This is a genomic window from Candidatus Thioglobus sp., assembly GCF_028599055.1.
Classification (GTDB): domain Bacteria; phylum Pseudomonadota; class Gammaproteobacteria; order PS1; family Pseudothioglobaceae; genus Thioglobus_A.
In genome coordinates, this window is record NZ_JAQRMS010000009.1 from 1 (window position 1) to 20,416 (window position 20,416).

The window sequence follows — 20,416 nt, forward strand, 5'->3', positions numbered from 1 at the left end:
TATTTTCCAAAAAAAGATTTATTAACAATCCTCTCACGTATAAAAAATCTTTGGGAAAATCAGCAAGATAGAATAATAACTCAAGCTAATGATATTAATAAAATATTAAATGCCAATGCAACATTAATAAAAAGCCCAATTAATAAAGACATTTCTGTCCAAGCGTTAGACTCCATATTATCTGAATTTGACGAGCTTGAAGGGGGTTTTGGCAATGCGCCTAAATTTCCAAATGAGTCGATACTGCTATTGCTTATAAATGAACAATTTCGCCATCCAAATGCTGAGCAACTAGAGGCCATAACCTTGACACTGGACACTATGGCAAGTGGCGGAATCTATGACACTATAGGTGGTGGATTTCATCGTTATGCAATAGATAGTGCTTGGTTAATACCACATTTTGAAAAAATGCTTTACAATCAAGCTCAGCTTGCTTTGGTGTATGCACGCGCATACAAACTTACACAAAAACCACTCTATAAAAAGATTGCAGAACAAACACTAGATTACGTTTTAAAAGAAATGCAAGGTAAAAATGGTGGATTTTTCTCGGCTACTGATGCCGACTCTCAAGGTGAAGAAGGTAGGTTTTTTATCTGGTCTAAAGATGAGTTAGAAAATTCTCTTAGCAAAAATGAATTTACTAATTTTAACAAATGGTTTGATTTGTCACACTCTAGTGAAATTGATGGTGCTCACGTTATTCATTTCAAAAATATTAATAGTATTAAAACCAATGAACATATTCAGATTAACAAAATACTTGATAAGTTATACCAAGTTAGAATTAAAAGAATTCCACCACTTACTGATAAAAAAATACTACTTTCTTGGAATGCCTTAATGATCCCGGCACTACTTGAGGCTGGAGAGATATTTAATGATAGTAAGTATACTGAATCAGGCCTAGATCTTGCTAACTACCTATATGATAATTTTTATAAAGATGGTGAACTATATAGAGTTTCTATAGACAATAAACTAGAAGCCAAGGCTTTATTCGAAGATTATGCATATCTTGCTAATGCATACATAAGTGCATTTGATCAAACAAATAATAATATTTGGCTTGAGCGCACAATTCAATTAATTGACACCATGAATGATAAATTTTGGGATAAAAAAGAATTTGGATTCAATATTGCGCACAATAGTAAATATATAAACAACAATAAAGAATCATACGACGCAGCAATACCTTCAAGCAATGGTATCGCTTATCAAGTACTGGTAAAACTTAACAATAGAATAAGCAATAAAGATCTTGAGCAGCAAAAACATCAATTACTAAGTGCATTTGCCAACAACATCAACCAAGATCCATATGGACACAGCTCATTCATACTAGGAATTAATAATGATTATCATGGGGAAGTAGCAAATACGCAGTATGTATATGATGGTCGCATTCACATTCAGAGTACAAAGTTATCTAGCGATCAATTTGAAATTAACATTAAACTAAAGCCTATTTGGCATATCAACTCAAACAAGCCATTACAAGACTCACTCATTGCAACCAATATAGTGAGTGCTAATAAAAACTGGGAAATAATACAAGCTAGCTATCCAAAAGGCAATTTAGTTAAGTTAGGATTCTCATCAACAAAACTATCGATATACAAAAATCAAGTCAGTATAAAAGTTAAGCTAAATAATAAATCAGAAGATTTTACGCCACCAATATTAACACTAACACTGCAGGCATGTAGTGATGAGGTTTGTTTACCACCAACAGATGTAGATTTATTGATTTAAGACACCTCTCAATCTTTTAATCCAACTTACAAATTCATAGTTCATTAAATATAGGCATGGTAGCAACACCAGTGTCATTAATGTACCAAATAACAAACCATAACCGAGTGCCAGCGCCATTGGCTGCAACATGTAGTCAGTACCACCGATACCATATGCCAAAGGAATAATGCCAGCGAGCGTGGTAAGACTGGTCAACACTACCGCACGCAACCGGTCTTTGACACCCTTAATTATCCACTCATGAACTTCTACCTTGTCTAGCGCCTTATCTTTAAGATAATTAAGGTGTGACACCAATACCAACGAATCATTCACAATCACACCAACCAACGCCAAAACCCCTAAAATAGCGAAAAAACTAAGCGTTTCACCATGCAAGAAAAACGCCCAAATCACACCAATGACTGAAAATGGAATGGCGCTTAAAACGAGTAACGGTTGCGTATAAGAGTTAAACAATAAGACCAATAACAAGAAAATACCAAAAATTGCCATAATAGATGCTTGTTTAAAGCTATCCATAGATTCCATGGTCTTTTTGGCACCCCCTTCAGAAACCGCTCGCACTGACGGAAAGTCTTCATTCAAATTAAGCTGACTCAAGGCGGCTTTCATTACTTCACTGGTGCTGGTTTTTTCATCATCAATACTGGTACTGACCATAATTGATCTAAGACCGTTATAGTGATTAAAATCAGGCTCGCCAACAATATTGCGAATGGAAGAAAAATTAGACAAAGGCACCACACGACCTGATTTATTAACCACTTTTAAAGAATTGATAAAACGTTCAGATTGCTGTGAATTACCTAGATATAAGCGGAAATTCACATCGTTTTGCCCCTCACGAATATTGGTCACATCAATACCTGTAAAGGCTGCTCTCAGATAGCGATTAACGGTATAAAAATCAATGTTCAAACGCGCCATTTTTTCAAAATCAAGCTTAACTTCAATGCGCGCTTTACCTGGATCATCGTCACGATTGACATTGTCCACGCCTGGTAAATCAAGCAATATTTGCTCCAAACGATTAGCTGCCTGTTGGTTATCAGCACCAATTTGACTAATGAGATTAATTTCAATATCTTCGCCTTGAGGCGGACCTGGTCGATGTACAGAAAATTTTAGTTTTTCTACGTTTTTAATGTCAGCTGCGCGCGCTTTAAGCGCCTTAAGAATGGCTTTAGAATCCAATGTTCGCTGTGATGAGGGCACTAGCTCAATGGTAAATTTAGCCTTATGAGTAAAATATTTTCCCACATCTGTGGTGACAGACACTAACTCCTTACCCACTACCTCGGTAATAAGCGCCTCAACCTGCTGAGCTTTAGCTTCTGTATTGGCCAAAGAAGAGCCTGTAGACATGGTCATTCGAGCGCTAATGGTGTCAACGCCCACAGTAGGAAACAAAGAGAACTTCATTTGTGTCATGGCAAAATATAAAGAAAGCGCCAGCACAACACTAAACAGCAACACCACCCAGTAACGAATCTTTAACACGCGTGCTAAAAACAACTCAAACTTATCTTCAAAAAATTCAAACCAATTGTGTTGTTTTGGTGCCTCATTAACCCCTGCCAAGTGCGCAGGCAATGCTAATGACACCTCAAGAAAAGATAACACCAAGGCAAAAATAATCACCAATGGAATAACGTAGATAAATTTACCCATCATGCCTTCCATTAAAAACATGGATGAAAAGGCTAGGATGGTGGTGAGAATAGTGGTTACAACCGGCATGATAACCCGCTTAAACCCGTGCACGGCAGACTTAAATTTATTCTCACCTGTTTGCTTATAATGGTGAATACTCTCTGCCACAATGATTGAATCATCCACCACAATACCCAAAACTAAAATCATGGCAGCGAGCGATACTAAATTAATAGTTTCGCCGGTAACGCCCAATAAAGCCACCGTACCTAGTAGACTAACTGGCAGACTAACCGCCACCCAAAATGCTGTTTTAAATGACAAAAACGCACCCAACACCACCAATACTAATAACAAGCCAATTAGGCCATTATTGGTAACAATATCTAGGCGATTACGCACATACTTAGACAAATCAGATGAATAAAAAATATCCAACTGGTTGTTGTATTTACTCGCCACATCGTCCATGTGCGTCTTCACTAAATCAACGGTGGTGATCACATCTGCTTGCGATTGTTTTTTGACTCTTAAAATAAAGCCCTTTTTGCCATTTACACGAACAATGGACTTCTCCTCAACATTGCCAGGCTGGATACTGGCAATATCTTTAAGTCTGACCACCAGCCCCTCAAAGGTTGATTTAACAATCACTTCACCAACATCCTCTGCACTGTCAAATTTAGACAAAACCACAATGGTTTTTTCCTGCTGACGCTGATGATTACTGCCCACGGTATAGCGCTGATTTCGCTGAGTGATGGCACTCATTACCTGTGGCAAAGACAACTCAAACCGATAGAGCTTTTCAGGATCGACGTGGATTTGAATTTCTTTATCTAGATACCCTTGTTTTTCAACCTCTGAAACCCCATCAATCAATTCAATTGAATCGGCTAAATTATCAACAACGCTTCTAAGCGCTGCATAGCTTAATTGCTCACTACCAATGCTAATTTTCAACACACTTTTACGCGAGGTTTTTAGATCAAGCACGCGAGGCAAGTCAACCACCTCTTCAGGCAAAGATTTGATACGATTAACCGCATTGCGAATTTCTTGTTTGAGCTCTGCAGTATCACTCACATCTTGAGATAAAGTCACAACAATTGAGGAAGTGCCCGCTCGAGATGTGGAGGTAAACTTGTCAATACCTGAAATATTACTCAGCTCATCTTCAATAATATTGGTGATATTTTGCTCAACATCTTCAGGTGAGGCACCCGGATAAGCGGTAACGATAGAGATAACCTCAAAATCCACTGCGGGAAATTGATCACGTTGTATTTGATTAAAACTCAGCAGCCCCAAAGCAATCACACTGATGGTAAACACCAGTGCTAATTTCTTTTGACGAACTAAAAATTCAAGAATACTGCTCATAGGATAACAGTATACCGAAGGCTTAAGTTTGTTAAGCCTTCGGTGTAACTAGATTTTTGTTTATCGTGCGCGCTTGCGCTCAACCTCTTTTAACAAACGCTTACGAATACGTGTGTTGTTTGGTGTTACTTCAACCAACTCATCATCATCAATAAATTCTAATGCTTGTTCAAGATCTAGCTTAATCGCTGGCGTTAACGACACCGCTTCATCGGTACCTGAGGCACGTACGTTGGTTAGTTGTTTACCCTTCATTACGTTGATTACTAAGTCTTTGTCGCGGGCGTGAATACCAACAACCATGCCTTCATAAACTTCTGTGTTATGCTCAACAAAGAATTTACCTGATTTTTGCAAGTTAAAGATAGCGTAAGCAACTGCCTTACCCTGGTTCATTGAAATTAATGAACCATTAGAACGCTGACCAATTTCACCCGCTTTTTGCGGCTTGTATGAGTCAAACGTTGAATTCATTAAACCAGTACCGGTTGTTGCAGTTAAAAACTCCGTTCTAAAGCCAATCAAACCACGAGCAGGAATGTTAAAGTCTAATTTAACACGGCCATTGCCGTCTGGCTCCATATTGGTTAGTTCAGCCTTACGCTCACCTAACTTCTCCATCACCGTACCCTGGTGCTCAGTTTCAACATCAACACTCAAATCTTCAAACGGCTCACAGACAACATCATCAATTTCTTTTAGAATAACTTGCGGACGACCAACAGCTAATTCAAAACCTTCACGACGCATGGTTTCAATCAGTACTGACAAGTGCAACTCACCACGGCCTGATACTAAAAATTCTGACGGATCTTGTGTGTCTTCAACGCGAAGTGCCACGTTGTAGATTAATTCTTTGTCAAGACGATCACGAATATTTCTAGAGGTAATGTACTTGCCATCTTGACCAGCGAATGGCGAATCATTCACTCTAAAGGCCATTGATACGGTCGGCTCATCAACACTAAGTGGTGGTAGTGCTTCAATGGTTTCAGGATCACATAAAGTATCAGAAATTGAAATACCTTCAATACCTGTAACACAAACAATATTACCCGCTTCAGAAGAATTGGTGTCAATCTTATCAAGACCCAAAAAGCCTTGTAAATTAGCAATTTTGGCTTTTCTTTCAGAGCCATCTGCACCCACGACAACCACTTGCTGATTCTTTTTGATGGTACCACGAGTGATACGACCAATGCCGATTGCACCCACGAATGATGAATAATCCAGTGCCGTAATTTGCATCTGCAACGGCGCCTCAACATCAACTTCTGGCGCTTTCACATGTTTAACAATAGTTTCAAACATTGGCAGCATGTCGCCTTCACGCACATCATCTTCTAAAGACGCATAACCATTAATACTTGATGAATAAATAATTGGGAAATCTAGTTGCTCATCAGTAGCACCCAGTTGATCAAACAAGTCAAACACTTGATCAATTACCCAGTCAGGACGCGCTGCATCTTTGTCAATTTTATTAACCACTACAATTGGGTTTAGACCTTGATCAAAGGCCTTTTTAGTTACAAAACGTGTTTGTGGCATTGGGCCTTCTTGTGCATCAACCAATAGCAATACTGAATCCACCATTGATAGAACACGCTCTACTTCACCACCGAAGTCGGCGTGTCCCGGAGTGTCAACGATATTAATATGGTAATCTTTCCATTTGATCGCCGTGTTCTTAGAAGAGATGGTAATACCACGCTCTTTTTCAAGATCGTTTGAATCCATCATACGATCCGTTGATTCAAAGCGCTCATCGAACGTATCTGATTGCTCCAATAGTTTATCAACCAGAGTAGTTTTACCGTGGTCAACGTGAGCAATAATAGCGATATTTCGAAGTTTAGTATTCATACTTTTTAGGTGAGGCGAAAAAAGACACTATTATCCCGTAAAATGACCATTAACATTAGGAAATATTGATATGGCAAAAAAAGGCAGTTCTGGTCGCTGGATGAGCGAACATTTAAGTGACGAATATGTAAAAAAAGCACAAAAAGAAGGTTATCGTTCGCGTGCAGTTTACAAGCTCACTGAAATTATTGAAAAAGATAAATTCATCAAACCAGGTGACCGAGTATTAGATTTGGGCGCTGCACCAGGTGGATGGAGCCAGGTAGCGATTAAAATTGTAGGCAATAGCGGTCAAGTTATTGCCAGTGATATTTTGGATATCGAACCCATTGATGAAGTTGATTTTTTGTGTGGCGACTTTACTGAAGAAAGTGTTTATGAAGAATTATTAACACTAACTGGTGGCAAAAAAATTGACGTAGTGCTTAGTGATATGGCGCCCAACATGAGTGGCCAGCTGTCTGTCGACATACCCAAATCAATGTATTTATGTGAACTCGCCTTGGATATGGCCATTAAAACCATTACCCCGAATGGCACTTTTTTTATTAAGGTGTTTCAAGGAGCTGGCTTTGATGAATACGTTAAATCTTGTAGGGCAGCTTTCAATAAGGTGATTATTCGCAAACCAAAAGCCTCAAGAGCACGATCTAAAGAAGTTTATTTGTTGGCAAGTAAGCTAAAATAACACCATGCAAAATTTTGATGACATTCGCGCCCTGCTTCAAGAAGACCTTGAACAAACTGATGTATTGCTACAGAGTCGTTTAAGTTCTAATGTCGCCCTGATTAATCAGATGAGTAGCTATATTATTAGCGCTGGTGGTAAACGCCTGCGCCCACTACTATTACTATTATGTGCTCGTGCGACCAACTACCAAGGTAAGCATCACCGACTGATGGCCGTGGTTATTGAACTAATTCATACCGCCACCCTCTTGCATGATGACATTGTTGACGAGTCTGCAACTCGTCGAGGCAAAGACACGGCGAACGAAGTTTGGGGTAATGCAGCCAGCGTACTGGTAGGAGATTTTCTTTACTCACGCTCTTTTGAGATGATGGTTGAGCCTGGCTCGATGAAGATTATGCAGATCCTTTCTAAGGCCACCAATGAAATCGCTCAGGGCGAGGTATTACAATTGCTAAATTGCCAAAATTCTGATCTAACAGAAGCAGAATATTATCAAGTGATCGAACGTAAAACAGCGGTACTATTTCAGGCAGCTACGCAAATTGGTGGCATTTTGTCTGAGGTTAATGAACAGCAAGAGTTAGCGCTAAAAAATTACGGCCTACATTTAGGTAATGCATTTCAAATCATTGATGATGTCTTGGACTATGAATCAGACAGCGAAACCATGGGTAAGGAAGTGGGTGACGATCTTGCCGAGGGCAAAACTACATTGCCAATGATTTACGCGTTGGCTAACACTTCAGGTACCGATAAACAACTTCTAGAAGACGCGATTAACAACGCAGACACCAGTCAAATTAAACAAGTTATTAGCATACTGCAATCAATTGATGCTTTTGGCTATACACGCAAGCAAGCTAAAAAATCAGCCGAATTGGCCAAAGCTAGCCTTGCTGATATTCAATCATCCCCTTTCAAAGATGCGCTAATCTTGCTGTGCGACTTATCCTTAGCGCGTAAATCATAGTGCTATCTGACGAACTCAAAGCCCAAATTAGAGACTCTTTCATTGCTTTAAAGTCTGACATGTCAGACTTTAAAGTTCGCCCTTCGCAAAATAAAATGATTGCAGAGATCTCCAAAACATTGAGTGGTGATTATCCAGATTCAAATAAGATTTTATGTGTTGAAGCGCCAACCGGCACCGGAAAAACCTTTGCTTATTTATTAAGCAGTATCCCTATTGCCAAAGCCCACGAAAAGAAACTTATTGTATCTAGTGCCAATGTCGCTTTACAAGAACAACTACTGTTAAAAGACATTCCTGAAGCGCAAAAATATTGTCAAATAGACTTTGAATATGCACTGGTTAAGGGTAGATCTCGTTATGTCTGTATTCGCAATTTGATCAATCTATGTGAAGATAACGCCTCAGATAACACACTGTTTGACTCAAACCTGCTGTTTGATGAGCCACCTAAAAAGCATCAACTAGATTCTATGGCAGAATTGCTAGAAGATTATTCAGCAAAAAAATGGAATGGTGAAATTGATGATTTGATGCGCACGCCTGATCATGACATGTGGTCAAAAATTAATTGTAATCGCTTTACTTGCACGGCAAAAAGTTGCGAGTTTTATCAAGATTGTGCTTTTTTCAAAGCTCGAAAGCAAATCACCAAAGCAGATGTTATTGTTGCCAATCACGACTTAGTATTAGCAGATTTAGCCACAGGCAATACCGTTTTGCCCGATGTCAATGATGCCATCTTTATTTTTGATGAAGCGCACCATTTAAGCTCAAAAGCGCTCTCTCATTTTTCACTGAGCACCAGTACTGAGTTTATCAAAACCAGCATTCGTCAAGTTAAAGGTGTGAGTGAGCAACTGTGTAAAATAACTGCTCAGGACGTGCCCAATATTAATATCAAGCAAGTAGATGACTACATTGGCGATCTAAACACTCTGCTTAAAAGTTTGGCATTTGATGAAGATGTTTACTTATTTGATCAAGGCCAGGTTGATGAGTCGATCAAAGCTATTAGCCAAAACTTATTCGTTTCTTTGGGCAATATTCAAACCAAATTTTCAAGTTTAAGAGAATCTTGGGCGGACTACTTAAAAATTAAAGTACTGGATAAAACCATTGTTGATCCTATTAACAATGCTAGTGGCGAATGTGAACAACATCTAAATAGTATCATTGAACTATTATCTTCTTTATTACAAAGTGATGATAAGCGCAAATCACCCCATTCACGCTGGATTGAAAAAAACCAACTAGCCAACAAAAAAACCAACTATAGTTTATGTAGTGCTCAAACTGATATTTCCAGTAATTTGCACGGATTAATTTGGTCAAAAGCTGCGGGGGTCATCCTTACCTCGGCTACCTTATCCTCATTAGGTAGCTTTGACCGATTAAACCGACAACTCGGCTTAATCAAACAGCAAAACCAATATCTACGCTTACCGTCTCCGTTTGAATTTAGCCAGGTTGACTTTATTATTGCTAAATTTAAAGCAAACCCAACGCAAGTGTACGAACACACACAAGAAGTTGCAAGTCAACTACTCAAACGATTAAACCCTGAAGAAGGCTCTTTGGTACTGTTTGCCTCTAACAAACAAATGCAAATGGTGGCTGACATGGTTGAGGATAAACTAGATTGTGATTTATTCATCCAGGGTGAATACCCAAAGAAAACCATCTTAGAAAAACACATGGCATTGCGCAAACAGAATAATGGCAGTGTTATTTTTGGACTTGATAGTTTTGCTGAAGGGGTTGATCTTAAAGGTGACAACCTAACTCACGTCGTCATTGTAAAACTGCGTTTTAGCGTGCCCACCTCGCCGATTGACAAAACCTTGGCAGACTACCTACAATCTCAACAACGTAATCCATTTATGGAAATCAGCCTACCTGATGCTTCACTTAGACTGATTCAAGCTTGCGGACGACTGATCCGCACCGAAACGGATACTGGAAAAATTACCATTTTTGACAACCGCCTAACCACCAAGTTTTATGGCAAGCAACTGCTAGCAGCGCTACCTAACTACAACATTGTGGCTGAATAAACACAACTTATATTAAGTATTTTTTACTCTACAAAGCAAACCCAAAACTAAAAACGCCAAAAAGATTTATGCAAAAGCACCATAAGTGTGAGTATCTCTAAACGACCCAACAGCATCGAAAAACTTAAAATCCACTTGGCCGAATCACTAATTGATGCATAGTTTTGTGCCACTTCTCCTAGTCCGGGGCCAAGATTATTCATGCTAGCAGCGGTAGCAGAAAAACTACTAACTTGATCCAACCCTGTAAACATCAAGGCGATCATAATGACTACAAATGCCATAACGTACAATGAGAAAAACCCCCATACTGACATGAGCGTATTTTCTGAAACACTTTTTTGATTAAGCTTAATACTGATATAAGCACTTGGATGGATAAAGGTTTTAATCCCTTTCATGGCTAGTTTGAACATCAACAACACTCGAACCACCTTAATACCACCACCTGTTGATCCTGCACTGGCACCCAAGAAGCTGGCAAATATTAACAACACAGGTAATAGCGCCGGCCACAAGGAATAATTAACTGAGGCAAATCCTGTTGTAGTTGCAATAGAAACAGCTTGAAAAATACCGTATCTGAACGACTCAAACCAGGTTTGATAATAACCACTCTCAAATAAATCAACAGAAATAAACACAATCGTTGCGCTTAGAATTAACAGGTAAGTTTTAAATTCTGAATCTTTGAAATAGGTCATAACATTTTTCTTTTGCCAAGCGAAAAAATGCAGTGAGAAATTAACACCTGCTAGCAACATAAAAATAACCGCTACCAGCTCAATGGCGCTAGAATCAAAGTATCCGATAGACAAATCATGGGTTGAGAAGCCACCAATAGCCACTGTTGAAAAACTATGGCCTATTGCGTCAAATGCATCCATGCCCGCCAAATAATAAGCGATTGCACAAGCAATAGTAAAGCCAATATAAATCTTCCATAAGGCTTTAGCAGTTTGGGTTACTTTAGGGGTAAGTCTATCTTTTGAAATACCGCTAGACTCCGCATGATAAAGTTCCATACCGCCCACACCCAACATTGGCAAAATAGCTACCGCCAAAACAATAATACCCATGCCGCCCAACCATTGTAACTGCTGGCGATAATACAAAATGGCCATAGGCAAATCATCAAGGCCAGAAAGCACCGTTGCGCCTGTTGTAGTTAGGCCTGACATAGACTCAAAAAATGCGTCTGAAAAACTCATGCGCAATGATTCAGATAATAAAAATGGCGTGGTTGCAAATAACGATAAAACAAACCAAAAACTAACAACAACCAGCACACCTTCTCGAATTCTAAAATCTTTAGTGGTGTTTCTAAAAGGTAGCCACAAAATAAAACCACTAACAAAGGTCAAAGAAAATGCACTAACAAAAGACATATACTCATTTTGAGCATAAATATAATCCACCAAAATTGGTGGAAGCTGGGTCAAGCTAAAAATCATTAGCAATAACCCAATAGTTTTAAATACGATACTAAGCTGCATAATTAAACTTAATCAAAATAACCTTCAAATAATTCTTCAACTTCATGAATTTTATTCACGTCAGTTAATACCAATAGTACATGATCACCCTCTTCAATCACCAACTTTCTAGAGCCCATAATTACCTCATCATTACGCACAACAGAGCCCACCACAACACCATCAGGCAAGTTGATTTGCTCAATGGTTTTACCCACCACATCTGAATGATTTTTATCACCATGCACAATCACCTCAATGGCTTCAGATTTACCTTGGCGTAATGAATGCACCATCATCGTATCTCCTTTGCGAATATGCGCTAGAATACCGCTGGTGGTAATTTGGTCAGGTGAGATAACCATATCCACATCCTCACTTTGTTCGGCCAAATCTTCATAAACATTACGCTTAACCAACGCAACCGTTTTGTGTGCACCCAGGCGCTTAGCTAGAATGGAAACAATAACGTTAATTTCATCAGAATCTGTCAATGCTAAGAATAAATCCGTATTTTCAATACCCTCTTCAAGCAGCAACTCTTCATCCGAAGCATTACCACGCAAAACTAGCACATCATCCAACTCATCAGCCAATTCTTTAACGCGCTGCTTGTTCATTTCAATAATACGCACGCGATGGTTTTTTTCTAAGTGTTTAGCTAAATTGAGGCCAATTCGTCCGCCACCAGCAATAATGATATTTCTATAGCTTTTATCTAGTCGTCTAAACTCTTTAATTACTTTAGCAACACTGGATTTTTTCGTCACAAAATAAACCCGATCACCGTCTTTAATCACCGTGTCACCATAAGCAGGAATAGCACGTCCATTACGATACAAACTCACAATGCGCATATGAATATTAGGTAAATGCTTGTGTAATTCTCGAATAGGATGACCCACAATTGGCGTGCCGGCATAGGCTCTAGTTTCAACTAATTGCACCAAGCCATTTTCAAATTCAAATACTTGCTCAGCACCTGGCACTTCCACCACGCGCTTAATATAGTTTGTCACCAATCCTTCTGGGGTAATCACAAAATCAATTGGAATGGCATCATTTGAAAATAGCTCTTTACGGTGCAGATATTCTTTAGTGCGCACGCGGGCAATTTTCTTATCTACTTGATACAGTGTGTGTGCCATTTGACAGGCCAACATATTACCCTCGTCAGATCGAGTCACCGCGATCACCATATCCATGTTGCGAATATCCGCCTCTTCTAAAATATTAGGATAAGAGCCATGGCCACAAATAGTTTTAACATCTAAATGACGCTGAAGATCGAGCAAATTGCTATCGTCTTTATCGATAATAGTAATGTCGTTATCGTCATCTTCACTTAAATATTTAGCCAATGTAGCGCCAACTTGTCCTGCGCCTAAGATTAAAATTTTCATGTCTATGCCTTATTTTTATCAATACCCAGATCTTTCAATTTACGATACAACGTGGTACGCTCCATACCTGCTTTGGCAGCAACGGTGGCGATATTATGGTTATTTTCTTGCAGATGATGATTAAAGTATTCTTGCTCAAAGATATTCCTGGCAACTTTTAGTGGCGCATCAAAATCAATGCCAGTAATGCCGTTTTGATTTTGTTTGACCGCTTGCTCAGATAAAAACTTTCGCACCAATGGCAAGATATCATGCAAAGGTTTTTTTAGAAAATCAACCGCACCTAACTTAATGGCTCTAACCACGTCTTTATGCTCTGCATGGCCTGACATCATCACAATAGGCGTTTCAAATCCACTGTCAATCCACTCTTCTAATAATGACATACCATCTTGACCCGGCATCCAAACATCCATCATCACCAAGTCAAAACTTTGGCTCTGAATCAAGCTTTTTGCCTCTTGCGCATTATCCGCCAAACTCACCTGATAGTTAACATCTTCCAGAGTGTCCTTCATGGTTTCTGAATTAATACGCTCATCATCAATGATGAGAATTTTGCCAATTATGTTTGCTCTAGCCATTATTACTCCTCTTTATGGTTGGTAATCAAATTCAATCGTAATCTTTGCGCCATGTGGCTCAACATTACTTGCATAAATGCGCCCGTCATGCTGCTCAATAATATTTTGCACAATGGCCATTCCTAAACCGCTGCCTTTAACTTTGGTGGTCACGTAAGGTTCAAACACTTTATCCAATACCTCTTCATTAAATCCTTCACCATCATCTGTAATGGTTAGTTGAACTAGGTGCTTGTCTGACATGTACTGAGTTGCAATATTAACGGTAACCGCTCGATCAGCAGTAGATTCTGCTGAATTTTTCACTAAATTAATCAATACTCTTGAAAGACTACTTGAATCAAGCAGCATATCGGGCATGTCATTGGATAAGTCAAACCCAATCATCAAGCCGTCTTGCTCATCATACAAAGCAATCGATTGATTAATAATCGTGTTTAAATTGGTTAACTTGCGCTCAATTTGTGGCGTATTGGCATAATCAGCAAAGGCGCTCACCATTAAATCCATTGACTTTACTTGATCAATAATGGTATTGGTGGTTTTGTCAATCACCTCTAAATCTTGATCTTGCAGAGAGTCCATAAATCGGTTTCTCAAACGCTGGGCTGAGAGCAAAATTGGGGTTAACGGATTTTTGATTTCATGTGCCATGCGTACTGCCACTTCACCCCAAGCCGCTTTTTTCTGAGCTCGATGCAGTTTGGAAATATCTTTAACAATAATCACGTAACCCAATGTTTTACCGTGACTTTCAAGCACAGACCCTTGACAAGACAACAATAAATGGCGATCAACCAAGCTTAATTCCAGCTCGGCGTTCCATTCGCTTTCATGAGTTTTAAAGTTGCTTGATGTTAAAGAAAACAACGGGCTTAGTTGGTTGTGTTGCTTAGAGATTTGAGCACAACTACCACCAACAAAAGATTGCTCATCCTTAATATCAAACATCTTGCCGATCACTGGATTAATCAGACGAATGTTCTTATGCTGATCTAAAGCAATCACACCATAAGAATATTTCAAAATAGTTTCTAAGTAAAGATTGTGCGTGTCCAGACCCTCTTTGGATGTTTTAATTTGGCTAGACATAATATTAAATTGATCAATCAACAACTTAACATCTTCACTATCTTTAGTTTGTTCAATACGCACATCGTAGTTACCTTTAGCAATCTCTCGAGTGGCTAAAGATAAATTATTAAGCGGCTTCATTAGTTTTTCAATCATGCGAAAAACCAACATTAGTGCACTTAATACAGCCAGCAATACTGTAGATGAAAAATCAATCATAAAGCGTTTTTGCGTGATTGAAGTGTTTAGATCAAATTCAATGTTTTTCGTGCGCTGAGTGAATGCTTCAACCTGAGATAAAAAACCCAATAAACCTGGATCTGCCGCATACACAGCGTCCACCACAAAAAAGTTTTTATCAGCTGATCGGGTTAAATAGCGCGTTGACATCTTAACCTGAATAACGTTAGTACTACTATCTTCATTAATGGTTCGTGGCTGAGTGCCTGGCAAAGGCTGATCTTCAACCGCCAAACAATTAGACACCTCGGCTGTTTTTGCAATGACATTTTCCGCTTCATCTAATAAGGTGATTTGACAGGCCCAGCCTTTATCAATCAATCCTTCTAAAAAGATTTGCATGCTTGCTTGGTAATTCTCAGCATCCTTTTTAAAATCACCAAATGAGGTAATGAGTGTTAATAATCGCTCCGTTTGTTGTGTGTAGCGCTCATTTCTAACCGCCTGAACACCCTCATACAAACCATCAACTTGCTGAATAAAGTTTTTACTAAACATGTCAAAGGTTTTTTCAGAGTCAGCTACGTTATCTTGAATGGTCTGAAAAGAGAACATATAAAATGACAACACAGGAACAATCACCAATATCGGTACGATTTTAATAAAAGTCCAAGTAAATTTTGAACCGACAATATCATGACCAATATCTTGCTTTAGACGATTAACATCTGTATAAATATAATAAGCAGCAATTAACGAGAAAGCCACATTAAAGCCAACCAAATAACCCCACCACTGACCAATTAATTCAGGATGAAGCCCCAGATAGAAAGTGCCAGAAATAGAGAATAGAAAAATAGACGTCCAAAACCAAGCTGGCGGGGTTTTAACAAAATGTTTAGGCTGACGATAAGTCATTAATGGTGCATTATTATTTACTTAATTGTTCGGGATTATCTCATAAATAAAGCCTAAGGTTGACTACTTGTTGCTAAAATACAACAATGATTGAAACAGACCAGCAGCTTCAACAATTTTTAGCCACTATTCACGGGGAAAAATTATTAGCCATTGATACAGAATTTAAGCGTATCGATACCTATTATCCTATTTTATGCTTGGTTCAAATTGCCACACAGACGGCGGCTGAATGTATTGATATACTCGCCATTGAAGATTTAGAGCCTTTATTTGACAAACTCTATCAAAGCGAATGCGTTTGGATTGTACACTCAGCACGTCAAGATATTGAAGCACTGTATTACCTGTCTAAACGCTTACCAAATTATTTGTTTGATACCCAAATTGCTGCGCATTTTCTCAATCACCCTGCGCAAATTTCTTATCAAAAATTAACTGAAATTTTACAAGGGGTAGTTTTAGATAAAGCTTACACTCGACTTGATTGGACCACCAGACCATTACCAGAGCCAGCCATTGAATATGCACTAGACGATGTGCGTTATTTAATTAAAAATTATTCGATGCTCAACACACAATTATTAGCCGAACAAAAATTTGACTGGTTAATGGCTGAAGGACAAGATTTAACGGATGTTGGTTTATATGTGCCAAATCTTACTCAAGCCTGGACAAGAATCAAAGGCTTATCAGCACTGCCCAAAAGCACACACCAGAAAGCTGCACAATTAGCAGCGTGGCGAGAATCAGAAGCGATCACCAACAACAAACCCAGAAAATGGATCATGAGTGATGAGCAATTAATGAACTACAGCCTTGGCAAAGAAAAGCTGTCAGATCAAGCCAAAAAATCATTTACTGACTTTTTAACGCAACACCCTGAATTGGTCGAAACACGCATTCAAGTGAACACCCATCAAATGCCAACCAAAACAGAGAAGCAACAAAAAAACGATTTACAAAAACTCATCCAGAAAATCGCAGTTCAGTATAATCTAGATGAAACCCTGATTGCCAATGGCAAATCATTAATGAAGTTTATTCGTGGCGACCAATCAGTCAAATTTTTAACCGGTTGGCGTTATCATATTTTAAAAGAGGAGTTAGAACATGCAAAACAGTCTTAAGCCAGTATCAGCTGGAAACCTACCTGATGAGGTTAACGTAATTATTGAAATCCCAGCCAATTCATCACCGGTTAAATACGAAATTGACAAAGAAACTGGTGCGATGTTTGTAGATCGCTTTATTTCAACACCAATGTTCTACCCGTGTAACTACGGTTTTGTGCCTGAAACATTAGCCGATGATGGTGATCCTGCTGATGTTCTAGTAATTACCCCTTACCCACTAATTCACGATTCAGTGATTACTGCTCGCCCAATTGGTGTTTTGCGCATGACAGATGAAGCCGGTAAAGACTCTAAAATTCTAGCTGTACCAACTGACAAACTTTGCAAATCCTATCACGACATTCAAGGTATTGAAGATGTAGGTGCAACGCTTAAAGATCAGATTGAGCATTTCTTTCGCTACTACAAAGATTTAGATGCTGGTAAATGGGTTGAAATTGATGGCTGGGGTGATGCGGACGAAGCAAAAGCAGAGCTGCAAGAATCATTCGACGCTTACAAGCCTTAACACTTGTCCAACAGCTTTCAAATTATTGGAGGCGAGCATCGGGGGCGAAAATTCAACTTTCCCGATGCACCCGGCTTAAGGCCAACGCCCAACCGTGTTAGAGAAACCTTGTTCAATTGGATTCAATTCGATTCCAATAACAAGGTTTTTTTAGATTTGTTTGCCGGCAGTGGCGCACTCAGCTTTGAAGCACTTTCTCGTGGTGCAAAACAAGTACTTGGTGTTGAAAAAGATCTAAGCGCCTTTCAAAATTTAGAAAAAAATCAGAAATTATTAAAATCCGACAAAATTCACTTTATCCATCAAGATGCGCTGAGCTTTTTAGCGCAAAAAACTGCTCAACCCGTTGATTTTATCTTGCTTGACCCACCTTTTCATAAAAATATACTTGAAAAAGCGCTAAAACAGCTCTCAGAAGGTGGTTTTATCGCTACTAGCAGTAAAATTTACATCGAATCTGAATTTGAAATAACACTCGAATTCTTACTTGAAAAAATTTCGCAAAAAATCAAAATCAACAAACAAAAACACTCAGGACAAGTGCATTATTGCTTAATTGAGGTATTATAGGCTCACTTATTTTTAATATTCATTATGACAAAACGTATCGCTATTTACCCCGGTTCCTTTGATCCGATCACCAATGGTCACATTGATCTAATCAATCGCGCCAGTAAATTATTTGATAAGGTGATTGTTGGTATTACGCAAAACAGTAAAAAATCAGCCTTTTTATCTATTGACGATCGACTGAGCATTGCCGGTGAAACCTTAGGTCATATTGATAATATTGAAGTAATGAGTTTTAATACACTACTGGTTGATTTTGCCAAGGCGCAAAATGCCCAAGTTATTTTGCGTGGCCTTCGTGCGGTGAGCGACTTTGAGTACGAATTTCAACTCTCTGGCATGAACAAACACCTAAACCCTAGTATTGAAACCCTGTTTATGACCCCAGCCGAACAATACGCCAACATTTCTTCTTCCCTGGTCAGGGAGATTCTGTCTCTAGGTGGCGATGTTAGTCACTTTGTGCCAAAACCCGTAGAAACCTTACTCAAAAAACACCTGTAAACCACTTCTTTAATTTTTTCAATATTTCTGCTTGAAATAATAAGTCTCATCCCTATATAGGGTGTATATCAAATACAAGGAGTAAAAAATGTCAAAAATTATCGGTATTGACTTAGGAACAACAAATTCATGTGTGGCCATTATGGATGGCGACAAGGTTAAGATTATTGAAAATTCAGAGGGTGATCGCACCACCCCATCAATCATTGCTTTTCCAAAAGATTCTGAAGAAGTATTAGTTGGTCAGTCAGCTAAACGTCAAGCAGTTACCAATCCTGAAAACACCCTTTATGCAATCAAGCGTCTGATCGGTCGTCGTTTTGATGAAGATGCGGTACAAAAAGACATTGACTTAGTGCCTTATAAAATCGTTAAAGCTGACAATGGTGATGCTTGGGTTGAAGTTAATGGTACCAAAATGGCTGCCCCTGAAATCTCAGCTAAAGTTATCGGCAAGATGAAAAAAACTGCTGAAGATTACTTAGGTGAAACGGTTACTGAAGCAGTTATCACTGTACCAGCCTACTTCAACGACTCGCAACGTCAAGCAACCAAAGATGCTGGCAAGATTGCAGGCTTGGATGTTAAGCGTATTATTAATGAGCCAACAGCAGCAGCTTTAGCCTACGGCGTTGATAAATTAACCGGTGACAAGACAGTTGCTGTGTATGACTTAGGTGGTGGTACATTTGACGTGTCAATCATTGAAATGGAAGACATTGATGGCGAAAAGCACTTTGAAGTATTATCAACCAATGGTGATACATTCCTAGGTGGTGAGGACTTCGATCAAAGAATTATTTCATACTTAGTTGATGAATTCAACAAAGAGCAAGGTGTTGATCTTAAAAATGACCCAATGGCACTTCAACGCTTAAAAGAAGCGGCAGAAAAAGCTAAGATCGAATTATCATCTTCTGAGCAGACTGAAGTAAATCTTCCGTACGTAACAGCAGATGCTTCAGGTCCTAAGCACATGAACATTAAGATTACGCGTTCTAAGCTTGAATCTTTAGTAGAAGACTTAATTCAGCGTTCAATCGACCCTTGTCAAATAGCACTTAATGATGCTGATTTATCAGCCAGTGATATTGATGAAGTAATTATCGTTGGTGGTTCAACACGTATGCCTAAAGTACAGGAAAAAGTACAAGCATTCTTCGGCAAAGAGCCTAAGAAAGACGTTAACCCTGATGAAGCAGTTGCCATGGGTGCAGCGATTCAGGCAGGTGTATTAGGTGGTGAGGTTAAAGATGTATTACTTTTAGACGTAACGCCATTATCACTAGGTATTGAAACCATGGGTGGTGTGATGACTAAGCTAATTGAGAAAAACACAACCATTCCTACCAATGCGTCACAAATCTTCTCAACAGCGGCGGACAATCAATCAGCGGTAACCGTACACGTACTTCAAGGTGAACGCGAAGTGGCTAGTGCTAACAAGTCATTAGGTCAATTCAACCTGGAAGGTATTGATGCAGCACCTAAGGGAACACCTCAAATTGAAGTAACACTTGATATTGATTCTGATGGTATTTTGAATGTATCTGCTAAAGACAAAAACACAGGCAAAGAGCAATCAATTACCATTAAGGCTTCTTCAGGTTTAAGTGATGATGAAGTTGAGAAGATGATTAAAGATGCAGAGGCACACGCTGATGAAGATAAAAA

15 protein-coding genes are annotated in these 20,416 nt (G+C 39.0%); 9 read left to right on the top strand and 6 right to left on the bottom strand.

Annotated features, from left to right (window positions below):
- The coding region (locus PSN35_RS01390) for a protein-disulfide reductase DsbD domain-containing protein (protein ID WP_300028538.1) at positions 1-1,761 on the top strand (1,761 nt) is incomplete at its 5' end.
- Here the strand turns inward: PSN35_RS01390 and PSN35_RS01395 are convergent.
- Both PSN35_RS01395 and typA read right to left on the bottom strand, forming a co-directional pair.
- Positions 1,750-4,803 (bottom strand): efflux RND transporter permease subunit, encoded by a 3,054-nt coding sequence (locus tag PSN35_RS01395; RefSeq protein WP_300028540.1) that lies wholly within the window; start codon positions 4,801-4,803, stop codon positions 1,750-1,752. The genes PSN35_RS01390 and PSN35_RS01395 overlap by 12 nt on opposite strands.
- A 60-nt stretch (positions 4,804-4,863) precedes the next feature.
- Entirely contained in the window at positions 4,864-6,669 is a 1,806-nt protein-coding gene (gene typA, locus PSN35_RS01400; protein WP_300028542.1) for a translational GTPase TypA, read from the bottom strand.
- 70 nt (positions 6,670-6,739) lie between these two features.
- Between typA and rlmE the strand changes: the two genes are divergently transcribed.
- The 3 genes from rlmE to dinG are packed head-to-tail and all read left to right on the top strand — an operon-like array spanning position 6,740 to position 10,390.
- Entirely contained in the window at positions 6,740-7,357 is a 618-nt protein-coding gene (gene rlmE, locus PSN35_RS01405) for a 23S rRNA (uridine(2552)-2'-O)-methyltransferase RlmE (RefSeq protein WP_300028544.1), read from the top strand.
- A 4-nt stretch (positions 7,358-7,361) separates the two neighbouring features.
- Positions 7,362-8,333, top strand: coding sequence for a polyprenyl synthetase family protein (locus PSN35_RS01410; RefSeq protein WP_300028546.1), 972 nt, complete (start codon positions 7,362-7,364; stop codon positions 8,331-8,333).
- Positions 8,333-10,390 (top strand): ATP-dependent DNA helicase DinG, encoded by a 2,058-nt coding sequence (dinG, locus tag PSN35_RS01415; protein WP_300028548.1) that lies wholly within the window; start codon positions 8,333-8,335, stop codon positions 10,388-10,390. The genes PSN35_RS01410 and dinG overlap by 1 nt, the downstream gene beginning before the upstream one ends.
- Before the next feature lie 47 nt (positions 10,391-10,437).
- Here the strand turns inward: dinG and PSN35_RS01420 are convergent, their stop codons facing one another.
- Genes PSN35_RS01420 through PSN35_RS01435 form a run of 4 tightly spaced genes read right to left on the bottom strand, consistent with a single transcriptional unit; the run spans position 10,438 to position 16,024 of the window.
- On the bottom strand, positions 10,438-11,886 hold the full coding sequence (locus PSN35_RS01420) for a TrkH family potassium uptake protein (protein ID WP_300028550.1): 1,449 nt from the start codon (positions 11,884-11,886) through the stop codon (positions 10,438-10,440).
- 8 nt (positions 11,887-11,894) lie between these two features.
- Entirely contained in the window at positions 11,895-13,268 is a 1,374-nt protein-coding gene (trkA, locus tag PSN35_RS01425) for a Trk system potassium transporter TrkA (RefSeq protein WP_300028551.1), read from the bottom strand.
- 2 nt (positions 13,269-13,270) lie between these two features.
- Positions 13,271-13,852, bottom strand: a complete 582-nt coding sequence (locus PSN35_RS01430) for a response regulator (RefSeq protein WP_300028553.1) — start codon at positions 13,850-13,852, stop codon at positions 13,271-13,273.
- Positions 13,853-13,864: 12 nt separating this feature from the next.
- Positions 13,865-16,024 (bottom strand): ATP-binding protein, encoded by a 2,160-nt coding sequence (locus tag PSN35_RS01435; RefSeq protein WP_300028555.1) that lies wholly within the window; start codon positions 16,022-16,024, stop codon positions 13,865-13,867.
- Between the two features lie 86 nt (positions 16,025-16,110).
- Between PSN35_RS01435 and PSN35_RS01440 the strand changes: the two genes are divergently transcribed.
- The 5 genes from PSN35_RS01440 to dnaK form a co-directional block, all read left to right on the top strand.
- The gene (locus PSN35_RS01440; RefSeq protein WP_300028557.1) at positions 16,111-17,154 is read left to right on the top strand and encodes a ribonuclease D; all 1,044 of its coding nucleotides are present in this window, start codon (positions 16,111-16,113) and stop codon (positions 17,152-17,154) included.
- A complete protein-coding gene (ppa, locus tag PSN35_RS01445; RefSeq protein WP_300028559.1) occupies positions 17,138-17,668 on the top strand; it encodes an inorganic diphosphatase in 531 nt (176 codons plus the stop codon). Before PSN35_RS01440 ends, ppa begins: the two co-directional genes overlap by 17 nt.
- 3 nt (positions 17,669-17,671) lie before the next feature.
- Complete coding sequence (rsmD, locus tag PSN35_RS01450) at positions 17,672-18,238, top strand: 16S rRNA (guanine(966)-N(2))-methyltransferase RsmD (protein ID WP_300028561.1); 567 nt, start codon at positions 17,672-17,674, stop codon at positions 18,236-18,238.
- A 24-nt stretch (positions 18,239-18,262) separates the two neighbouring features.
- Positions 18,263-18,742: a pantetheine-phosphate adenylyltransferase gene (gene coaD, locus PSN35_RS01455; protein ID WP_300028563.1), complete on the top strand. Its 480-nt coding sequence runs from the start codon at positions 18,263-18,265 to the stop codon at positions 18,740-18,742.
- A gap of 88 nt (positions 18,743-18,830) precedes the next feature.
- Positions 18,831-20,416: molecular chaperone DnaK (gene dnaK / locus PSN35_RS01460; RefSeq protein ID WP_300028565.1), on the top strand; the 1,586-nt coding region annotated here is incomplete at its 3' end.